Source organism: Paenibacillus sp. TY11 (assembly GCF_059772165.1).
In genome coordinates this window covers 1-16497 of the sequence record NZ_JCBAIQ010000013.1, presented here as the reverse complement: position 1 = coordinate 16497, position 16497 = coordinate 1, and the positions used below count along the sequence as shown (strand labels likewise).

The following is a 16497-nucleotide window of genomic DNA, read 5'->3' as shown; positions in this document are numbered from 1 at the left end:
CTTAGATCATTTTTTTCAACAGCTCGGAACGTTTCTGCTCGATAAGATACTGTAATTCCGTCTTTTTCTTCGCTAAATCCTGCAAGCGTTCTTCATGCAGCCCCAGGCTGTGGGCATACGTCTTGATGCGTATTTTAATCGAACCGCTAGGTTTGTTCGCATCGATATCGTGCAAGGCCGAATAGGGCGTTCCGGCAGTGGAGATGATCGAGTCGATCAACCCGTAAGTAGGAGCGTCATGACCGCACTTGAAGCTGGACAGGTCCAGAATGGCTACATTCGGATGCCGTGCCGCGAATTTGGCTGCCCACACCTTCTGCACACTGTTGGAACTGAAATTTTCAGGCCAGACATCGGTCACTTTAAGCGCATATTCCACCCGCCCGCTCTGCAGGTCTTCCTTGAAAAACCGCTGAAGCCATGCTTCATCTTTGGGGATAGAGCGCATGGATAATACGGGATAACCCAGTACTTGAAACTCCTCCAATACGCTGTGATTCAGGCCCGGATCGGAGTGATAGGGGCGGCCGATCAACAAAATGGCCAGACGATTGTCTTGTTCCACCTGCTCCAGAATCGAGCGGCCCTTCTCTTGCATCTCGGCATCAAACAGCTCCATTGCCTTCCAGCCCTGATCGGCGGCAAAATCGCTCTCGTCCTCTGTAATGGACAGACAGTCCGCTAACGCTTCGAACAGCTGTTTCTTGAGCAGGTTCGGTTCCGTGAAGGTTACCGCCGGATCAAGATAGACAATCCCTTTCGTCTCAAAGAAATTGACTTCTTTCGTAAAGGCGGCTTTGATGACATTCGGTGCGCCTGCAACGATAGGACAACTGGCCGAATCCATCACGTTATGGAGATGGGTCGGAATGTGAGTGATACACGGAAAGAAAATATAGTCGAGCGTTTTTTTCTCGTGATGTTTAAATAACAAATTGTGAACATGCGCCTGGGCGACCTTCGACGGATAGCAAGGATCAATCAATCCATATTTGCCGCCTTGCTGCCACATTTCCTCGCTCGTATTATCGCTGAACACGATGTTTTTCTGGTCAATGCCCAGCGTCTCGAAATAGGTCCGCCAAAATGGCGCCGTCGACCAGATATTAAGAACCTTCGGAATTCCGATACGGATGCGGCTTCGCAGTTCTGCCGCTTCAACGGAAGAACGCATAAAATCACGCCGGTACGCTGTTTTTCTGCGTCCGAGCCAGTTTCGCTGCAACCGTACTTCTTGAACCTGATAATCGGATTCGGGGAGCGACTCAGGCTCGTAAAAATGCTGGAACATTCGGCGGGCTTCGTATTCCACCAGATTCGGGTAATGCTTTTTCAGCATCTGCCGTTCCTTGGTCAGTTTGATGACGGCTTGCTGGTCTTCAACTGTGCCCTTCTCGCAGCTGAAACCGGAGATGTAACGGGCCGTTTGTCCGTCCGGGGTTTCGGAATCTATAAAGGTCCGGCTGCAATTGTTGGGACAGAAGTTACAACGAGTGGATTCGTCGTTGCGTGACACATAGCTCAGCATGATAGCCGATTCCAATCCCAAAAACGTGGAATATCCGCGCCGTTTCACCACACGTAGCGTTTCCCTTGCGGCCCCGATCGCGCCTGCTTCCCCTGGGTGAGGATGAACGTAAACTTCCGCATCGGGGACCCGCTGTTTAATGTAATCCACCTGCGCTTTGACAGCGGCCAAGTTATATTGCGTCCCTCCCTGCAGAACGAATTTACGGCCTAGTTCTGCCATCCGCGGTATTTGTACGACATACTGCCATACGTTTTTCGGCAGTACGAGCGCGAGTCCGGCCAACAATTCTTCTTTGGAATACCCTTCCTTCTGAAAATTAACCCGATCTGCATCGAGAAATACGGCGCATCCATATGAATATTTGGGACTAAGGTCTGCCGCGAAGGCGGTATCCGCATACTCCTGAATCGGGATGCCAAACTGATCTGCCATCGCCTGAAGTAGCATACCGTTGCCGGCCGAGCATTGATTGGACAGCCTGAAATCCCGGAAAGCACCGTTTTTCAAAAAGAGCACTTTTATGTCTTGACCACCAATATCGCAAATGACGTCGATATCGCCGAATTGGTTAACGGCACTCATCATATGTGCAACGGTCTCGACAATATTGATGTCGGCCTTTAATGTTTTTTCAAGCACGTCCGCCGCATATGCGGTGGCGCCGAAACCGATAATCTCCAAATCAGCCCCCTGATCTCTCACCTTATCGCGAATCCGTTTCAGCAGCTCCCTCGTATCTTCGAGCGGATTACCCTTGGATAGCTGATATTCCTTAAGCAGAATCTCGCCGCTTTCGTCGACAAGAACGGCTTTGGACGAAGTCGAGCCACCGTCCAGACCAATCACCGCCCTGACCTTCTGCCCGGGTGCGAAGGTCGTAGGCGTAAAGCGGGGAATGCTGTATGTCCGGCGGAATTGTTCCAGCTCCGTTTCGCTTCGCACCAGCGGCGGGCCGGCGTTTTCTCCCAGTTTCTCTTTTCGGCCGTGCGCTATAAATTGCCTCAAAGCTTGCAAGCCCTTGTAATTCCCCACGCTGGCCGGTTCATACATCCCGTACATGACGGCTCCGAAGGCCGCGTAGTATTGGGAATTATCGGGAACAAAAATCAACTCGTCGATAGGCATGTCTTCGGGATACTCGTATCCCCTGTCCCGCCAGGTTTGAGGAATGCGTAATCGCCAACATTCCTGGAGAAAGGGCAAATATGTATTAGGTCCTCCAAGCAGCAATACGCGATGCCGCAACGTGTTTCCGCGAGTCAGTACAGAAAGGTTCTGCATGACGATCGCGTCCGCCAAGGAACACATGATTTCGGCGGAAGGGATACCGCTCTTCACCAGGTTGACAATATCCGTTTCGGCAAAAACGCCGCATTTGGCGGCTACATGGTGCAATTTTGAATCATCGAAGTGCAGCTTGCCTACATCTTCCATGGACATTCCCACTTTAATTATGCACTTGTCGATCGTGGCGCCTGTACCGGATGCACACTTATCGTTCATAGATGTCAGCGCTTGTTTGTTGCCAGTTTCCTCATTGACCTTGAAAATAATGATTTTGGCATCTTGTCCACCGATTTCAATGACGCTCCCCACGTCGGGATGAAGATACTCAACAGCCATCGTAACGGCATTCACTTCCTGAACGAACTTTGCTCCGATATGTTCTACAATCGGTCCGCTGCCGGAACCGGTCATGAACACGCGAATGTTTTCCTGCTTGACACTGGGGAATTCGTTACCGATCATAACCAGAAATTCCAGCACATTTTCCGCCTGCTTGGTGTGGTGACGCTGATAATCCGACCACAATATTTCTTTGGTTGCCGGATCTACGACAGTTGCTTTGACAGTCGTCGAACCGACGTCAATCCCGATGATTATAGCGTCTGATCGTTGCGTATTCCTTTCCATCCTCCTTGCTCCTTTATCCATAAAATCTTAGTAGTATCCTGTGTATAGATTTGGCACTCTATACAAAGAACATTTAAGTACCTGAATCCCTTCGCTAGGAGGTAGACGTAACGTTGCTTTGGATCATTTTAGCGCTCTTATTGTTTATCGTTCAAATTGCAGTCATCATCATTGTGGAGTATCACCGATCGAACAAAGCAATAGCATGGCTTATCATCTTGTTCCTCTTTCCCCTGCTCGGCTTCCTCGTATATTATTTTGTAGCGAAGGAATATTCTTGCTACCGTACGTTGCAACGGAAAAAAAACAGACAGTGGGAACAAATCAAAGCCGACCTCATTAACCGGAGCAAACGGTGGATACCGAAAGCTATGGATGAGGTAAACAACTGGAAGGAAAAGGAAGATCGCGCATCATTCCAAAAGATATCAGCTATTCCTATTACGGCTTGCAATGAAACGACGATCTATACCGAAGGGAAACAAGCTTTTGAAGCGATGTTGGAAGCAATAGCCGCAGCCAAGCACCATATCCACATTGAGTTCTACATTATTCGCGACGACCAACTCGGTACCCGATTCGAGCGGTTGTTGATCCGGAAAGCACAGGAAGGGATTAAAGTACGGATGTTATATGACGGGATCGGCAGCCGCCGATTGGGAAAGGCCTATTTGAAACGACTTCGGGATGCCGGTGTGGAAACAGGATGTTTTTTTCCTCTGTTCACCACCTTCTTCGATAAGCGGCTCAATTACCGCAATCACCGCAAAATTGTTGTTGTTGACGGGAAAATCGGCTTTTTCGGAGGTTTGAATATAGGGGACGAATACGAGGGCAAGGATCCGAAATTCGGTTACTGGCGGGATACGCACTTTAGCATTAAAGGGGATGCAGTGCTGTGGATTCAATATACATTTTTAACAGATTGGTATCTGGTCAAAGAACAAAGCATAACTGATTTCGTTTATTATCCCGTTCAGGAAAGTCAAGGGCAAGAATTTGTGCAAATTGTAAAAAGTGGTCCAGATGAGACGATCCTGGAGCTTCTTTTCTCCTTCATCGTTTCTGCAAAGAAGCGGATATATATCGAGACACCTTATTTCGTTCCTGACCCCGCTATCTTATTAGCTCTAAAAACAGCTGTCATTAGAGGAATCGATGTTCGGGTCATTTTACCGTCGATTCCCGATAAAAAGATTGTTTACAACGCTTCTTTATCTTATGTTCAGGATTTGCTGCAAGCAGGAGTCCGATTTTATTGTTATCAAAAAGGGTTCATCCATGCCAAAGTGGTTATTTCCGATCAATTGGCGTGTTCCGGAAGCGCAAACATGGATATGCGCAGCTTTTGCGGGCAATTTGAACTCAATGCAGTCTTTTTTGACCGGAAGGTCGTTGATCAACTAGTACAAGATTTTTACCAGGATCTTAGCGTAAGTCATGAACTTTCACTGTCCGAATTTGAAAAGCGCTCCAGGATTCAAAAGATGAAAGAAGTTTTTGCCCGATTGCTCTCTCCATTATTCTAGAGGCGAAAAATAGTTGTGTCTTCTTTGCTGATCCGCGTTGAGCTCAATGGGGAAGAAAAATGGATAACAGAAGGTTATCGCCGCGTACCGACAGGGGTTTATCTCGATTCCTGAATGCGCCCAAATTCAAAAGGCATGGATGCCTGATCGGCGATTTCTACCCGATCCTCCTGGCTATTCCGGTGTTATCCAGGGCTGCCGCAACGTAAACATTATGCCTGGTCACAAGCACATTGGCCAGACTTACCCCTTTTAGTTTCGTTATCATAAAGTCCCCATCTGTCCCCTTTTGCTCCAAGCACGATAAGCAATGTCATTCGTGTGGGCTGGAGTCAACTTGTATACATGGAAACATATTTGCCCGGATACGCAATGGCAGCAGGTGGCCATACGTGACGACCGCGGAACATCCACTACCGCTCGCTAACCTATCCTTTAATTGTCGAGGATACCAAGCATTTGATGGATCATTTATAAATTAAATAGTAGATAGTAAGAGGGTGGAAACGAAATGAGGTTCAAGTTAATTTTTTCCTTGAATGTTTACCAGCTCACTGAGTTATATTACTTTTCATTACATAGATGAAAGGTAGTGAACAGTATCCGATGCCTTTAACTCCACGCATGTATCATTGGTTTGTTCGTCCAAAGTGGTTCACACAAAAATATATCCATGAACATATAAAAAACCATTTCCATTGGGAGAACAAAACCGTTCTTGATTTCGGATCCGGTACTGGTGCAAATTGCAGTATCTTCAAACCGGGGCTCTATCTGGGCCTTGAACCGGATGGTGAGAGGGTTGAACTTGCAAAGCGGCTTTACCCAAATCATAATTTTATGATTTTTACAGAAAATCGGATTCCAGCCGAAAATGATTCAATCGACTATATTTTCATTATCGCCGTTCTTCATCATATTGATGACGAGCAAATCAAGGGATATCTGCTTGAATTCGAAAGGATCTTGAAACCAGGCGGGAAAATCATTGTTATGGAGCCATATCTATGTAATCGAAAGAATTGGAATAACCGATTCATGAATTGGTATGATGATGGCGAATATATACGAAACGAAAACGGTTATTTGGATTTGTTTCAATCTACACAGTATGAGTGCCAAGTATTGAAGAGGTTTACAAAGTGCTTTCTGTACAATGAAATCTTTTTTTTCGCTACAAAAAAAGGAACCTCATTCAATCATTTTACGCATCAAACTACCACTTACTCCTATAAAAGGAGTTGATATCTGTGACAGTTGCGTCCCGAGTTAAAACATACGTCGCTTCTTTGAAAAGCGCGCAAGCGAGCCTTGAACAATTTGCATTGGCAACCCAAAATCAAGAGGCTAAACGCTATTTAGGAAGGATTAAAAAGTATCCTCAAGGAGAGGGAGAACGTTCATGCGTTTTCGTAAAAGAAGCCCCATTAACAAAGTTAACGAGCCCCGGGTCCAGCACGACGAGAGTAAACCTGCACATTCAGGGGAACCGATCAGTGCAAGTCTTGGACAGAACCTTCAGCGGATCAGACAAACCGTGGGTAACAGCACTGACATCATCATCAGAGAAATTCGCATTGGCAAGGACGGTGACCAAATCATCGCGATCCTCTATACTGACGGTTTGGTGGATAAAAATATAATCTCTGACTTCATCATGAAGTCGATGATGCTCGATAGCAGCCTGTCCGAGAACGTGAACCGCAGAATTCAAATCTCCTCCAATGTTTTGCAGATTCTGAAAGATTACGCTCTGACCATCGGTGACATCCGGGATATGACCGACTTTGAAACCTTATATAACGCGCTGTTGTCCGGGGATGCAATCATTTTGATTGACGGTGAGACGCAGGGAATAGTGGCCAGTGCACGTGGATGGAAGGAGCGAGGGGTCACCGAACCTGCCTCAGAAAATGTCGTCCGTGGACCGCGGGAAGGATTTTCGGAAACACTGGGCACGAATACGGCCTTGATCCGGCGCAAGATTAAAGATCCGAATCTGTGGGTGGAAACGAAACAAATCGGTCGCGTGACCAAGACCGATGTCGCTGTTATGTACGTTAAGGGGATCGTAAACAACAAATTGGTCGAAGAAGTGCATGAGCGGCTGAATCGCATTGATGTAGACAGTATTCTCGAAACCGGGTATATCGAGGAGTTAATCGAGGACGAAACATTTACCCCTTTTCCGACCGTGTACAACTCCGAACGCCCAGACGTCATCGCCGCCGAACTGTTGGAAGGGAAGATTGCCATATTGGTGGATGGGACCCCCAATGTGCTTATCGTACCTGCGCTGTTTGTTTCCTTCCTGCATGCGGCGGAGGATTATTATCAGCGTGCGGACATCAGCAGCTTTATTCGACTTCTTCGTTACATTGGGGTCTTTATTTCTCTTTTTAGTCCTTCCTTGTATATTGCCATCACTACGTTTCATCAGGAAATGCTGCCAACCTCACTGCTGATCAGTCTGGCGGCACAGCGGGAAGCCGTTCCCTTCCCCGCCTTTGTCGAAGCGCTCATGATGGAAGTGACTTTTGAAATATTGCGGGAAGCCGGCGTCCGCATGCCGAAGTATATCGGGGCAGCCGTCTCTATCGTAGGTACGCTTGTCATTGGGCAAGCTGCTGTCGAGGCGGGCATCATATCGGCGGTGATGGTGATTGTCGTATCGATTACCGCGATCTCCAGCTTCGTCCTTCCTGCCTATAATATGTCCATCGCATTTCGAATGCTGCGATTCCCCTTAATGGGGCTTGCTGCTTCATTCGGACTGTACGGGATTATCATCGGAGGCATTGCCCTCGCCCTGCATCTGTGCAGCCTTCGTTCGTTTGGCGTTCCATATATGAGCCCGTTTGCTCCCCTAATCCCGGCAGACACCAAGGATACGTTAATACGTCTTCCGCACTGGATGATGATCTCTCGACCCCGGTTACTTAATCAGAAGAACGTGAATCGCCGAAACAACGCTTCACCCCGAAAATCACGGGAATAAACCGGAGGATACAGGTGCGGATGAAAAGGAGTGGACAAGCGTGAAACGAAAGGCTGCCTTTCTGTTTCTAATTCTTACACTGGTCATACTTCTGACTGGTTGTTGGAACCGCAAAGAGTTGAATGAGATTGCAATTGCCGTTGGTTTGGGAATCGATAAAAAGGGAGATCAATTCCGGGTTTCTGTCCAAGTTGTAGATCCTGAAGAAGCGTCTACACAGAAAGGGTCAGGAGGGCAGGCCTCCGCCACCTTGTTTACATCAGAAGCCGATACCGTATTTGAAGCGGTACGAAGATTAACAACACTAAGCCCTAGAAAAATTCATTTTTCCCACCTTCGCATATGCGTGATCGGCGAGTCGATGGCCATGGAAGGAATAGCAAAGCCCCTGGACTTCCTGTCCAGGGACCATGAATTTCGCTCCGATTTTTACCTTGTAGTAACGAAACACGCAAGTGCGGAGGATACGCTCAAAATCATGACGCCCTTGGAAACTATTCCGGCCGACAAGCTATTCTCGTCTCTGGAATCGTCGGAAAAAAACTGGGCCCCCAGTACAACGGTAACCTTAGATCAATTAATGGCCGATCTCATAAGTGAAGGAAAGCAGCCCATCTTGACTGGACTTCAGATCGTTGGAGAACAAGGAGCTGGAGAAACAAAAAAGAATGTTGAAAGGATCTCCCCTCCTACTCGTTTACAGTATTCTGGACTTGCTGTATTCAAAAAAGACAGATTGATCGGCTGGTTAAATGAAATTGAAAGTAAAGGTTACAATTACATCCTCGGCAAAGTGCAAAGCACTGTTGGCTTTGTAACCTGCCCCAAAGGTGGCAAAGTTGCCATGGAGATCATCCGGACCCATGCCTCCATGAAAGGGAACGTTTATAGGGGTGAGCCCCGGATCAATATTAACCTTCAGATTGAGGCCAACGTGGGGGAAGTCGAGTGTAGCGATCTGGATCTGACCAAGGCGAGTACGATTTATGACCTTCAGAAGAAATGCGAAGAAAAGATAGCAGGAATTATGGAGTCTGCAATCAGGAAGGCTCAAAAATCGTACAAAGTTGACATTTTCGGATTTGGTGAAGCCATTCACCGCGGTAACCCGAAGGTCTGGAAGTCACTGAAACAAAATTGGGATCATGAGCACTTTGCAAAACTGCCGGTGAACATCAAAGTCGATTACAGGATTCGACGCTTGGGCACAACTGGAAGCTCATTCCTGAATGAAATTCAGAGGTAGGCTGCCAATCGGTATGATTTTACCATGCGAAAGAAGGGGATTAACGATGCAAACCTATATGGCGTTCATACTGGGAATAATGCTGTCCGCTGCTGTGATCATGATTCTCGAAGTCCCCTACATGTTGAGAAAGAGGTTAAGAAAGGAACTATGGGTGTTTTCCATCCTGCTCCTCCTTGGGGTGGGGATCAGCAGCGCCAAGTCATTGCAATGGACTACTCCCACCCCTTTGAATTGGATTACAGCCGTGTATAAACCCTTCACCGATTTTCTAACCCATATCGGTCTAATAAAATAAAGGCGAGGTGAAAGTGGTGTCTCAACAAGTTAAAATCTCCGGACGTCAATTTATGATCTTAACGATTTTATTTACGATCGGCAGTGCAATCCTGGTCATTCCCTCAGGCATGGCCTTCGTGGCTAAACAGGATGCGTGGATTGCCGCGCTCGTTGGCGTGGGAGCCGGTATATTCCTCGTATGGATGTACAACACAATAGTGATCCTTTATCCACGGATGACATTGGCTGAGATCATTGAAACCCTTCTCGGAAAATGGTTGGGCAAAACCATTTCTCTTCTGTTTGTCGTGACTCTTTTCTTGGGTGGTCCTTCAGCAGTATTGTATGATGTAGGAAATTTTCTAACCACCCAAATCATGCCGGAAACGCCGGCTCAATCCGTAAATATTCTTTTTGCGATCATTGTAGTCATGGGAGCATGGCTTGGGATTGAAACGTTCGCCCGTTCGGCTGAATTATTGTTCCCCTTGTTTATCCTTCTTTATATTTCTTTGGTTATTTTAGTTGCGCCTGAGGTCAAACTGGAAAATGTTGAGCCCGTATTGGAGGCCGGAATAGGACCGATCTGGCCTGCTGCGTTATCCTTTATTAGTATTGTGTTTCTACCCCATATCGTTTTGTTAATGATTATTCCGGCTGTGAATCGCACCGATAAAGCCCGTAAAGCTTTTTTCAGCGGAAGCATGTTTGGCGGGCTGATGATGGTCCTGATTATTGCATTGACAATTTTGGTTTTAGGACCTGATTTAACGGCAAGAAGTATATTTCCAAGCTATTCGTTAGCCCAAAGAATCAGCATTGGCAATTTTCTGCAGCGCATCGAAGCCATCATGGCTGTCATGTGGTTTATTTCACTCTATTTTAGGACCACTATATATATGTACGTAATTGTGTTGGTGATAGCTCAAATTTTTAATCTGAAAGATTATCGGCCTCTAATTTTACCTCTTGGGATGATCTTGGTCGTGATGTCGGTCATCATATATCCGAATGCCCCTTACCAACAAAAGTGGGATGGGACAGTATGGGTGTCTTATATATTATCTGTAGGGCTTTTTTTGCCTTTACTACTGCTCTGTATTCATGTGATACGAAAACTATGGTCAAGAAAAGAACAGAATCCAAAGGGTAAATCACATCTATGATTCGTCTGCAGTGCTTTTTTGGGCGAAACCTGTTTACAAAGTGCTCTTTTAGTTTATTTTAAACGAGTATTAAGCTGGCGCTAAGATTGGACGTGTATGATGTATTTATGTCTGGTGAATACATAAGCCGGATGGGCTAAAGGCATAAACATGACTCCCGTGGGATATCCATATATTGTTCGAACCCTGTCAGAATTTTAATGAAACAATAAAGGAGTTTATACTTATGAATCGAAAACGAATGATGGTCATCTGTACACTGTTACTAGCGTTGTCAATTGGGCAGTCCTCTATATGGGGAAGTCGGGCTAATGCTGCTGCATTGGCTCCAGACAGAGCCCTACAGGTACAAGATAAGGAGGCATCCCAGGATGATAAGCTGCTGGATACACTGGGTATATCCTCGGATGAGCAATTGTATGATGCACTATATAACGGTCAAACCTTAGCAGATATTGCTCTAACGAACAAACGGGACGCGCAGGCTGTCATCGACTTACAGGTAGCTCAGTTAACTGAGCAATTGGATCAACGACTGGCTAATAACAGCATTACGCTTGAGCAATACCAAGCTCATAAGGCAGAATTGACACAGGTCGTTGCTAAAAGTGTGTTTGGGCTGTAAGCCTTGACGTGACAGATAAAAAAGGCGCTGAACCCATGGGGGATCAGCGCCTTCAGGCTGTCGAGAAAGTTTCGACAGCCTATTTTACGTTGAGTTTGTTTAAGACGACACCGCGTTAATGTTGTATAATATAAGTAACTATTGTATAGAACGGACGGTGTTGGTATGCTGCGATCTCCATCCTTAAACGAAACTTCGTTCAGTGCCGCCTTGTCAAACTTGACGCCGATAAAGGTTTGCCCGTCAAAACACAGCCCTCGCAGATCGGAATATTTGAACTCCACGCCGTCAAAGAGGGCATCTCAAAAGCGGTTTCATCGTTCTTGCCCTCGGCTTTGAGTTCATGGAACCGCTCCTGCAAATCGGAAAGCAGGTCGGTCTTTAATTCGGTGACGCTTTTTACCCCATCGTACGGTGCGAAAACGCCGTTCAAATAGTTGGTCAATTTCTTATTCATAACCTCAACTCTCCTTATAAATACTAGACTACCGCTGTTTTATTGAGCTAACGTTTCCCGTTAGTTTTAATACATTTATCAAAGAAGGGATGTCCCCCATCACAGATGTCTGGAGAAACACCCCCTATCTCTTGTGGTGCATATGGCGGCCGGACGGATGTGCCTGATTCCTTGCTCATTCCACAATTTCCGGTCCTGTTCGCCTTGGGCAGTGATCGCTACAACGCCATACATTTATGTCGTAGGAGCATAATGTCCCCGTACCAAATAATTGCACCGCAGAAATATCGAGGGCGGCCTCTATTTGATATTGGCATTATTATCGAAAAATACTGCATTTCTTTCCCTCTATGCAATCTGCGTAACAACAAGGTGCGCGGAAAATGGTCTTGTTCCTCCAGCTAATGGAGTGATCGTGAGTGCCGCGGCATTGCCAGCAGGATTTCGCACTGTGAGTACTGAATTAATGACCGTTGTTTGCACAAGAGCCATTCCTACTATTTGAGAAGTACCTGTTGCACGCCCGACCACCGTATAAGCCAGGTCAGCGCCGTTGAGTGTTAAAATGAGTTGACCCGGTTCGTTTACACCTACCTGAAACAAAACCTGGTAAGTGCCAATTGTAGCCAAGTTAAAAGAGCTCGCATTTATACGGGTAATTGCAGTCCCACTGATTGGACCATCTTGCGGAAAACTTACGTCCGTGTTGGGAGCAACAGTTGCTGCATTATCAGGAGGCATCAAGGCAAAAAAATCTGCAAAGCCTAATACTCCACCTGCCGGCCCTGCTGGTCCTGTTAGTCCTGTTAGTCCTGCTGGTCCTGCTGGTCCCGCTGGTCCTGCTGGTCCTGCTGGTCCTGCTGGTCCTGCTGGTCCTGCTGGTCCTGCTGGTCCTGCCAATCCAGCTGCGCCAATTGCTCCTGCAATCCCTGCCAGTCCCTGGGGTCCAAGTGCTCCTGCAAGTCCTTGGGGTCCAAGTGCGCCAATTGCTCCTGCAATCCCTGCAAGTCCTTGGGGACCAAGTGCACCAAGTGCTCCTGCAAGCCCTGCCAATCCTTGGGGTCCAAGTGCTCCTGCAAGTCCTTGAAGTAATTGCTGACCTTTAGGTGGGGGACACGGTACCCGCACTATTTTTTTAATAACTAGAAGACGTCGTTTCTTTTTCTTTCCTTTTGGATGGCAAACAATTGTAGTTTTCTTTTTGTACGATTTTTTTTGTCCGGACAACTCAACAACAACACCTCCCTATAAATATGGTTCAGTGTACGTGAGTTGTTTATTTTAGGCATGGACGAATAGCCGGTTATTCGCTAGACTAAAAACCATTTTTAGAATATTGGGTGTTTAGTAGGGTGATGTTATACCACAAACCACAACACTCTTTCAGTATGATTACATAATTTAAATCATCCTTCACTCGTCAACCAAAATCACATTTGGGTCTTTTTTTGTACCTCACTGTTCCCAACATCCGGGAAGAGCTGAAGACAAGCAAGCAGGACACCATCAAACAATTAAGGATCTTCCCCCTCGTGCACGATCTGAAAGCTGGGCTGAAAAATGAACGCAGCACGTAATCCGTCTAAGGAAGCAATAAGATGACCAGCCACTTGTCAATTTGGAGATCCTTGTCCAGTCGTTCTTTCGGTACCAAGAAAACCTTAATGATTAAACTATTCTGCCCGTTACTTCAATGAAAAAAAGCAGATCCTCATGAACTGCCCTACTGCAAGTCACTTCAACAATAGGATGAGTTCATTCAAGGGCTACCTCATTTACCAAGTAATCCAACCACTCGTTAAATTAAGAGAGAACCATTTTTCAGAAAAAGGTATGAAAAACCAACTCATGTGAAAAAATGTACAATATAGCTAATGATGAGGTGATAGTGATGAGAGAATTACAGGAACTCAAGGAACTTCTGTGCCAATGCGGTCTCTCCAAGCGTCAGCTTCTAAAAGAGCTGATTGATGCTGCTATGGACAATATGGCCATATGCGGGCAGTGTGAAGCAGGGTGTATCAATTGTAATTCAAGCTGCAATAATGGGCCTACGGCAAGGTGATTCACAGGTTATAGACTTCAAATCATAGAGGATGAGGTGACACTAATGAGTATGTTAAAGGAAATCAGGACCCTTCTTTCCGAAACAGGTCTCTCGAAGCGTGAGCTGTTAAGAGAACTTATCAATTATGCTGTAACGGAGGATGAGGAGGATATCGCAAGATGTACGTTGGGATGTTCAACGCGCTGCACATCATGTTATCCAGGATGCTCCACCGGAGGAGCAATTAAATGATAGGGGGGTTAAAATTATGGGACTTCTTCTAAGCCCTGAGGTGAAGCTGCGGCCTGACGGGGGGAGGTCAATCTTGTTTACCGCCAATCCGGGGGATAGCCCGAAGGAAGTGTTTAAATTTCTCTACCCGCAGCAGGCTGTAATCCTCTCCTTATTTGACGGGAAACGGGACCTGACTGCCGTACGTGAAGCAGTGGCCTATATCTTCGATCTAGATATTGAAGCTGCGTCACGGCAAGTGGATACCCTGCTGGGTATTCGGGTAAATGATGAACAGACCATTGAAACATTGATTATAGAAGTTTCCGACAACAACCCGGAACAGGTACGGATTTACGATCCCAAGACTTTTATTGTTCCGGAAGAAATGATTAATATGGATGATACCCGGTGCAAAATGCCCTACACCTTGCTGGTACTCCCGACCATGCGTTGTGTGACCAATTGCAGGTATTGCTATGCTAATCGTGAGGGTTTTAGAGGAAAACAGGAATTGGATTTAAATCTGTACCGTCGCCTGTTGAAAGAGGCCCGTGATTGCGGTATAGAAACCGTCGAGTTCTCGGGAGGCGATTTTTTTTGCCGGGAGGATGCATTTGATTTCATTGAGAGCACTCTGTCTGCAGGTCTGTATCTCAATATACCCACAAAGTATCCCTTATCCAGAGGTATGGCCCAGCGGCTGGCGGCAACCGGACTATCCACCATCCAGGTTAGTATTGACGCTATTAACCCGGACATCATTGACCGTCTTATGGGCCTTACCGGTTATGGGGAGAAAATACTGCAAACCCTCGATTACTTAGGTGAGGCGGGAATAAAGGTTCGGACCAACACGGTGCTAACTCCGATTAACATCAAGGATGCCGTATCCTTGGCGTGGTATTTGACGAAGAAGCCTTATGTACTGAGGAGCAACTTTACTTGCTACGGACGTTCCTTATATCGCCACGACGATAGCCTATTTTGTTCCCCGAAGGATATAGAGATTTTCGAGGAAGAATTCAGTAAGATCCAAAAGGAATTTCCGGACAAAGTCAATTTCAGCGGCGCCAATGATAATCCCTATGCTGGAGATGAATCGTTAAGGAAGAAAAACTTTTGGGAAAGAGCTTATTGTACGGCTAACCGGCGCGGTGTTGTTGTGCTGCCAGACGGTAAGGTAACCATCTGCGAGGAGCTATACAATCACGAACATTTCATTATCGGCGATTTAACGAAACAGACTTTGCTGGAAGTGTGGAATTCGCCAAAAGCCCTGGAACTGGCCTACCCGCAGCAGGCTGCCGTTTCCAACGGACCTTGCCATGATTGCTCCGATTTCCAGCGGTGTCATGAAGGTCTCGGAAGATGTGTCAGGGAAGCTCTTAAAGCTTATGGATATGATCAGCACTACGCTCCAGATCCCCGTTGTCCCCGGGCCCCTGTGGGCAGCCGATTGGCCTAGAATCTAAAGACCCTTGATTCATCACTCATTCTGATGTATTAAGGGTCCTATTCTGTTATTCATCAAAGAGAACAAACTCACGATATTTTCGCGCAATGACATCCAGTATCACTTCTAGCCCAATCAACGAATGAACGACTTGCTTTTGATAACTTGGCAACGGTGTTGCTTCAAAAAAGAATGCATAGTCGGTTATGCTCAACCAAAAAATTACTTCCGAATTTCGTAATGGCTGCGATCATTACGTTTTTTATTTTTAACGCTCGAACGACACCTTTTATCATTTTGGTTTCGCCGCTGAACGAAGTGAATATTACCAAATCCTCTTCCGTTATAAGAGAGCTGTTAATCGCCAAGTTTGTCTCGCCTGAAATCAATATATTTTGTCGACTAGCAAAAAACGATCATTTTATGCACTTTTGGGGCAGGTGCATTTTTCAGTAAAAAGTAGTGCTGTTCATGTCTATTAAGTCGTATAAAATTCTTGATATCCTAATTGAAACCTGATATATAAAAACCCGGAATAATAAAAAATGAGTTAGCTTATTCAAACATAACTTGTAAATGTAAAAGGGCAGCCTTATGGCTACCCTCAGGCTGTCGAGAAAGTCTCGACAGCTTTTTTATGTTGATTTTGTTTAAGACGACACCGCGTTAATGTTGTATAATATAGGTAACTATTGTATAGAACGGACGGTGTTCGTATGCTGCGATCTCATCGAGACAAACAACAATCCTTTGAATTCGTTTCCCTGGAAGAACTGGTACCGCAAGATCATTTGCTTCGCAAAGTGGATAAATATATAGACTTTTCCTTTATTCATGAGAAGGTAAGCCCGCTGTATTGTGCGGACAACGGGCGTCCTGCCATTGATCCTACCGTGTTATTTAAAATGATCTTTCTCGGTTATTTCTATGGCATTCGCTCAGAACGGCAACTCGAGCGAGAAATTCAGACGAACTTGGCTTATCGCTGGTTTTTGGGGCTGGGTTTAACCGATAAAGT

Annotated in this window: 13 protein-coding genes and 2 pseudogenes; 10 read left to right on the top strand and 5 right to left on the bottom strand. The window is 46.1% G+C overall.

Features of this window, described 5'->3' with window-relative positions; all coding sequences use genetic code 11:
* Position 1: 1 nt before the first annotated feature.
* Positions 2 to 3445 carry a BadF/BadG/BcrA/BcrD ATPase family protein gene (locus AC6EJC_RS15960; RefSeq protein ID WP_444954822.1) on the bottom strand — a complete coding sequence of 1148 codons (3444 nt, stop codon included), beginning with the start codon at positions 3443 to 3445 and terminating at the stop codon, positions 2 to 4.
* Positions 3446 to 3558: 113 nt separating this feature from the next.
* On the opposite strand from AC6EJC_RS15960, the gene cls reads away from it, so the two are divergent.
* The 8 genes and pseudogenes from cls to AC6EJC_RS15920 all read left to right on the top strand — a co-directional run bounded on the left by cls (position 3559) and on the right by AC6EJC_RS15920 (position 11288).
* A complete protein-coding gene (cls, locus tag AC6EJC_RS15955) occupies positions 3559 to 4974 on the top strand; it encodes a cardiolipin synthase (RefSeq protein ID WP_444954821.1) in 1416 nt (471 codons plus the stop codon).
* Positions 4975 to 5556: 582 nt separating this feature from the next.
* Positions 5557 to 6219, top strand: coding sequence for a class I SAM-dependent methyltransferase (locus AC6EJC_RS15950; RefSeq protein ID WP_444954820.1), 663 nt, complete (start codon positions 5557 to 5559; stop codon positions 6217 to 6219).
* A 5-nt stretch (positions 6220 to 6224) separates the two neighbouring features.
* Positions 6225 to 6326, top strand: a pseudogene (locus AC6EJC_RS15945) (DUF1657 domain-containing protein); the annotation flags it as partial.
* 50 nt (positions 6327 to 6376) lie between these two features.
* A complete protein-coding gene (locus AC6EJC_RS15940) occupies positions 6377 to 7972 on the top strand; it encodes a spore germination protein (protein WP_444954819.1) in 1596 nt (531 codons plus the stop codon).
* A 40-nt stretch (positions 7973 to 8012) separates the two neighbouring features.
* Complete coding sequence (locus tag AC6EJC_RS15935; protein ID WP_226000269.1) at positions 8013 to 9218, top strand: Ger(x)C family spore germination protein; 1206 nt, start codon at positions 8013 to 8015, stop codon at positions 9216 to 9218.
* Between the two features lie 46 nt (positions 9219 to 9264).
* Positions 9265 to 9516, top strand: coding sequence for a hypothetical protein (locus AC6EJC_RS15930; protein WP_226000268.1), 252 nt, complete (start codon positions 9265 to 9267; stop codon positions 9514 to 9516).
* Between the two features lie 16 nt (positions 9517 to 9532).
* Positions 9533 to 10663: a GerAB/ArcD/ProY family transporter gene (locus tag AC6EJC_RS15925; protein ID WP_444954818.1), complete on the top strand. Its 1131-nt coding sequence runs from the start codon at positions 9533 to 9535 to the stop codon at positions 10661 to 10663.
* A 226-nt stretch (positions 10664 to 10889) separates the two neighbouring features.
* On the top strand, positions 10890 to 11288 hold the full coding sequence (locus AC6EJC_RS15920) for a hypothetical protein (RefSeq protein ID WP_226000266.1): 399 nt from the start codon (positions 10890 to 10892) through the stop codon (positions 11286 to 11288).
* A 298-nt stretch (positions 11289 to 11586) separates the two neighbouring features.
* Here the strand turns inward: AC6EJC_RS15920 and AC6EJC_RS15915 are convergent.
* Both AC6EJC_RS15915 and AC6EJC_RS15910 read right to left on the bottom strand, forming a co-directional pair.
* Positions 11587 to 11745 (bottom strand): annotated as a pseudogene (locus AC6EJC_RS15915) (pentapeptide repeat-containing protein); the annotation flags it as partial.
* A 348-nt stretch (positions 11746 to 12093) separates the two neighbouring features.
* Positions 12094 to 12972 carry a collagen-like protein gene (locus AC6EJC_RS15910; RefSeq protein WP_444954817.1) on the bottom strand — a complete coding sequence of 293 codons (879 nt, stop codon included), beginning with the start codon at positions 12970 to 12972 and terminating at the stop codon, positions 12094 to 12096.
* 1088 nt (positions 12973 to 14060) lie between these two features.
* Here AC6EJC_RS15910 and AC6EJC_RS15905 point away from each other — a divergent pair.
* Entirely contained in the window at positions 14061 to 15491 is a 1431-nt protein-coding gene (locus tag AC6EJC_RS15905) for a radical SAM protein (RefSeq protein ID WP_444954816.1), read from the top strand.
* A gap of 55 nt (positions 15492 to 15546) precedes the next feature.
* Here AC6EJC_RS15905 and AC6EJC_RS15900 read toward each other — a convergent pair whose 3' ends face one another.
* The gene (locus tag AC6EJC_RS15900) at positions 15547 to 15693 is read right to left on the bottom strand and encodes a hypothetical protein (RefSeq protein WP_444954945.1); all 147 of its coding nucleotides are present in this window, start codon (positions 15691 to 15693) and stop codon (positions 15547 to 15549) included.
* Complete coding sequence (locus tag AC6EJC_RS15895) at positions 15662 to 15775, bottom strand: hypothetical protein (protein WP_444954932.1); 114 nt, start codon at positions 15773 to 15775, stop codon at positions 15662 to 15664. Before AC6EJC_RS15895 ends, AC6EJC_RS15900 begins: the two co-directional genes overlap by 32 nt.
* A 420-nt stretch (positions 15776 to 16195) precedes the next feature.
* Here AC6EJC_RS15895 and AC6EJC_RS15890 point away from each other — a divergent pair.
* Positions 16196 to 16497: transposase (locus tag AC6EJC_RS15890; RefSeq protein ID WP_444954815.1), on the top strand; the 302-nt coding region annotated here is incomplete at its 3' end.

What these genes read in the sequence shown, in the direction of transcription:
- AC6EJC_RS15960 (WP_444954822.1), bottom strand. Translation starts at nt 3,445, where the DNA reads ATGGAAAGGAATACGCAACGATCAGACGCTATAATCATCGGGATTGAC.
- AC6EJC_RS15950 (WP_444954820.1), top strand. Translation starts at nt 5,557, where the DNA reads ATGAAAGGTAGTGAACAGTATCCGATGCCTTTAACTCCACGCATGTAT.
- AC6EJC_RS15940 (WP_444954819.1), top strand. Translation starts at nt 6,377, where the DNA reads ATGCGTTTTCGTAAAAGAAGCCCCATTAACAAAGTTAACGAGCCCCGG.
- AC6EJC_RS15930 (WP_226000268.1), top strand. Translation starts at nt 9,265, where the DNA reads ATGCAAACCTATATGGCGTTCATACTGGGAATAATGCTGTCCGCTGCT.
- AC6EJC_RS15920 (WP_226000266.1), top strand. Translation starts at nt 10,890, where the DNA reads ATGAATCGAAAACGAATGATGGTCATCTGTACACTGTTACTAGCGTTG.
- AC6EJC_RS15905 (WP_444954816.1), top strand. Translation starts at nt 14,061, where the DNA reads ATGGGACTTCTTCTAAGCCCTGAGGTGAAGCTGCGGCCTGACGGGGGG.
- AC6EJC_RS15895 (WP_444954932.1), bottom strand. Translation starts at nt 15,775, where the DNA reads ATGATAAAAGGTGTCGTTCGAGCGTTAAAAATAAAAAACGTAATGATC.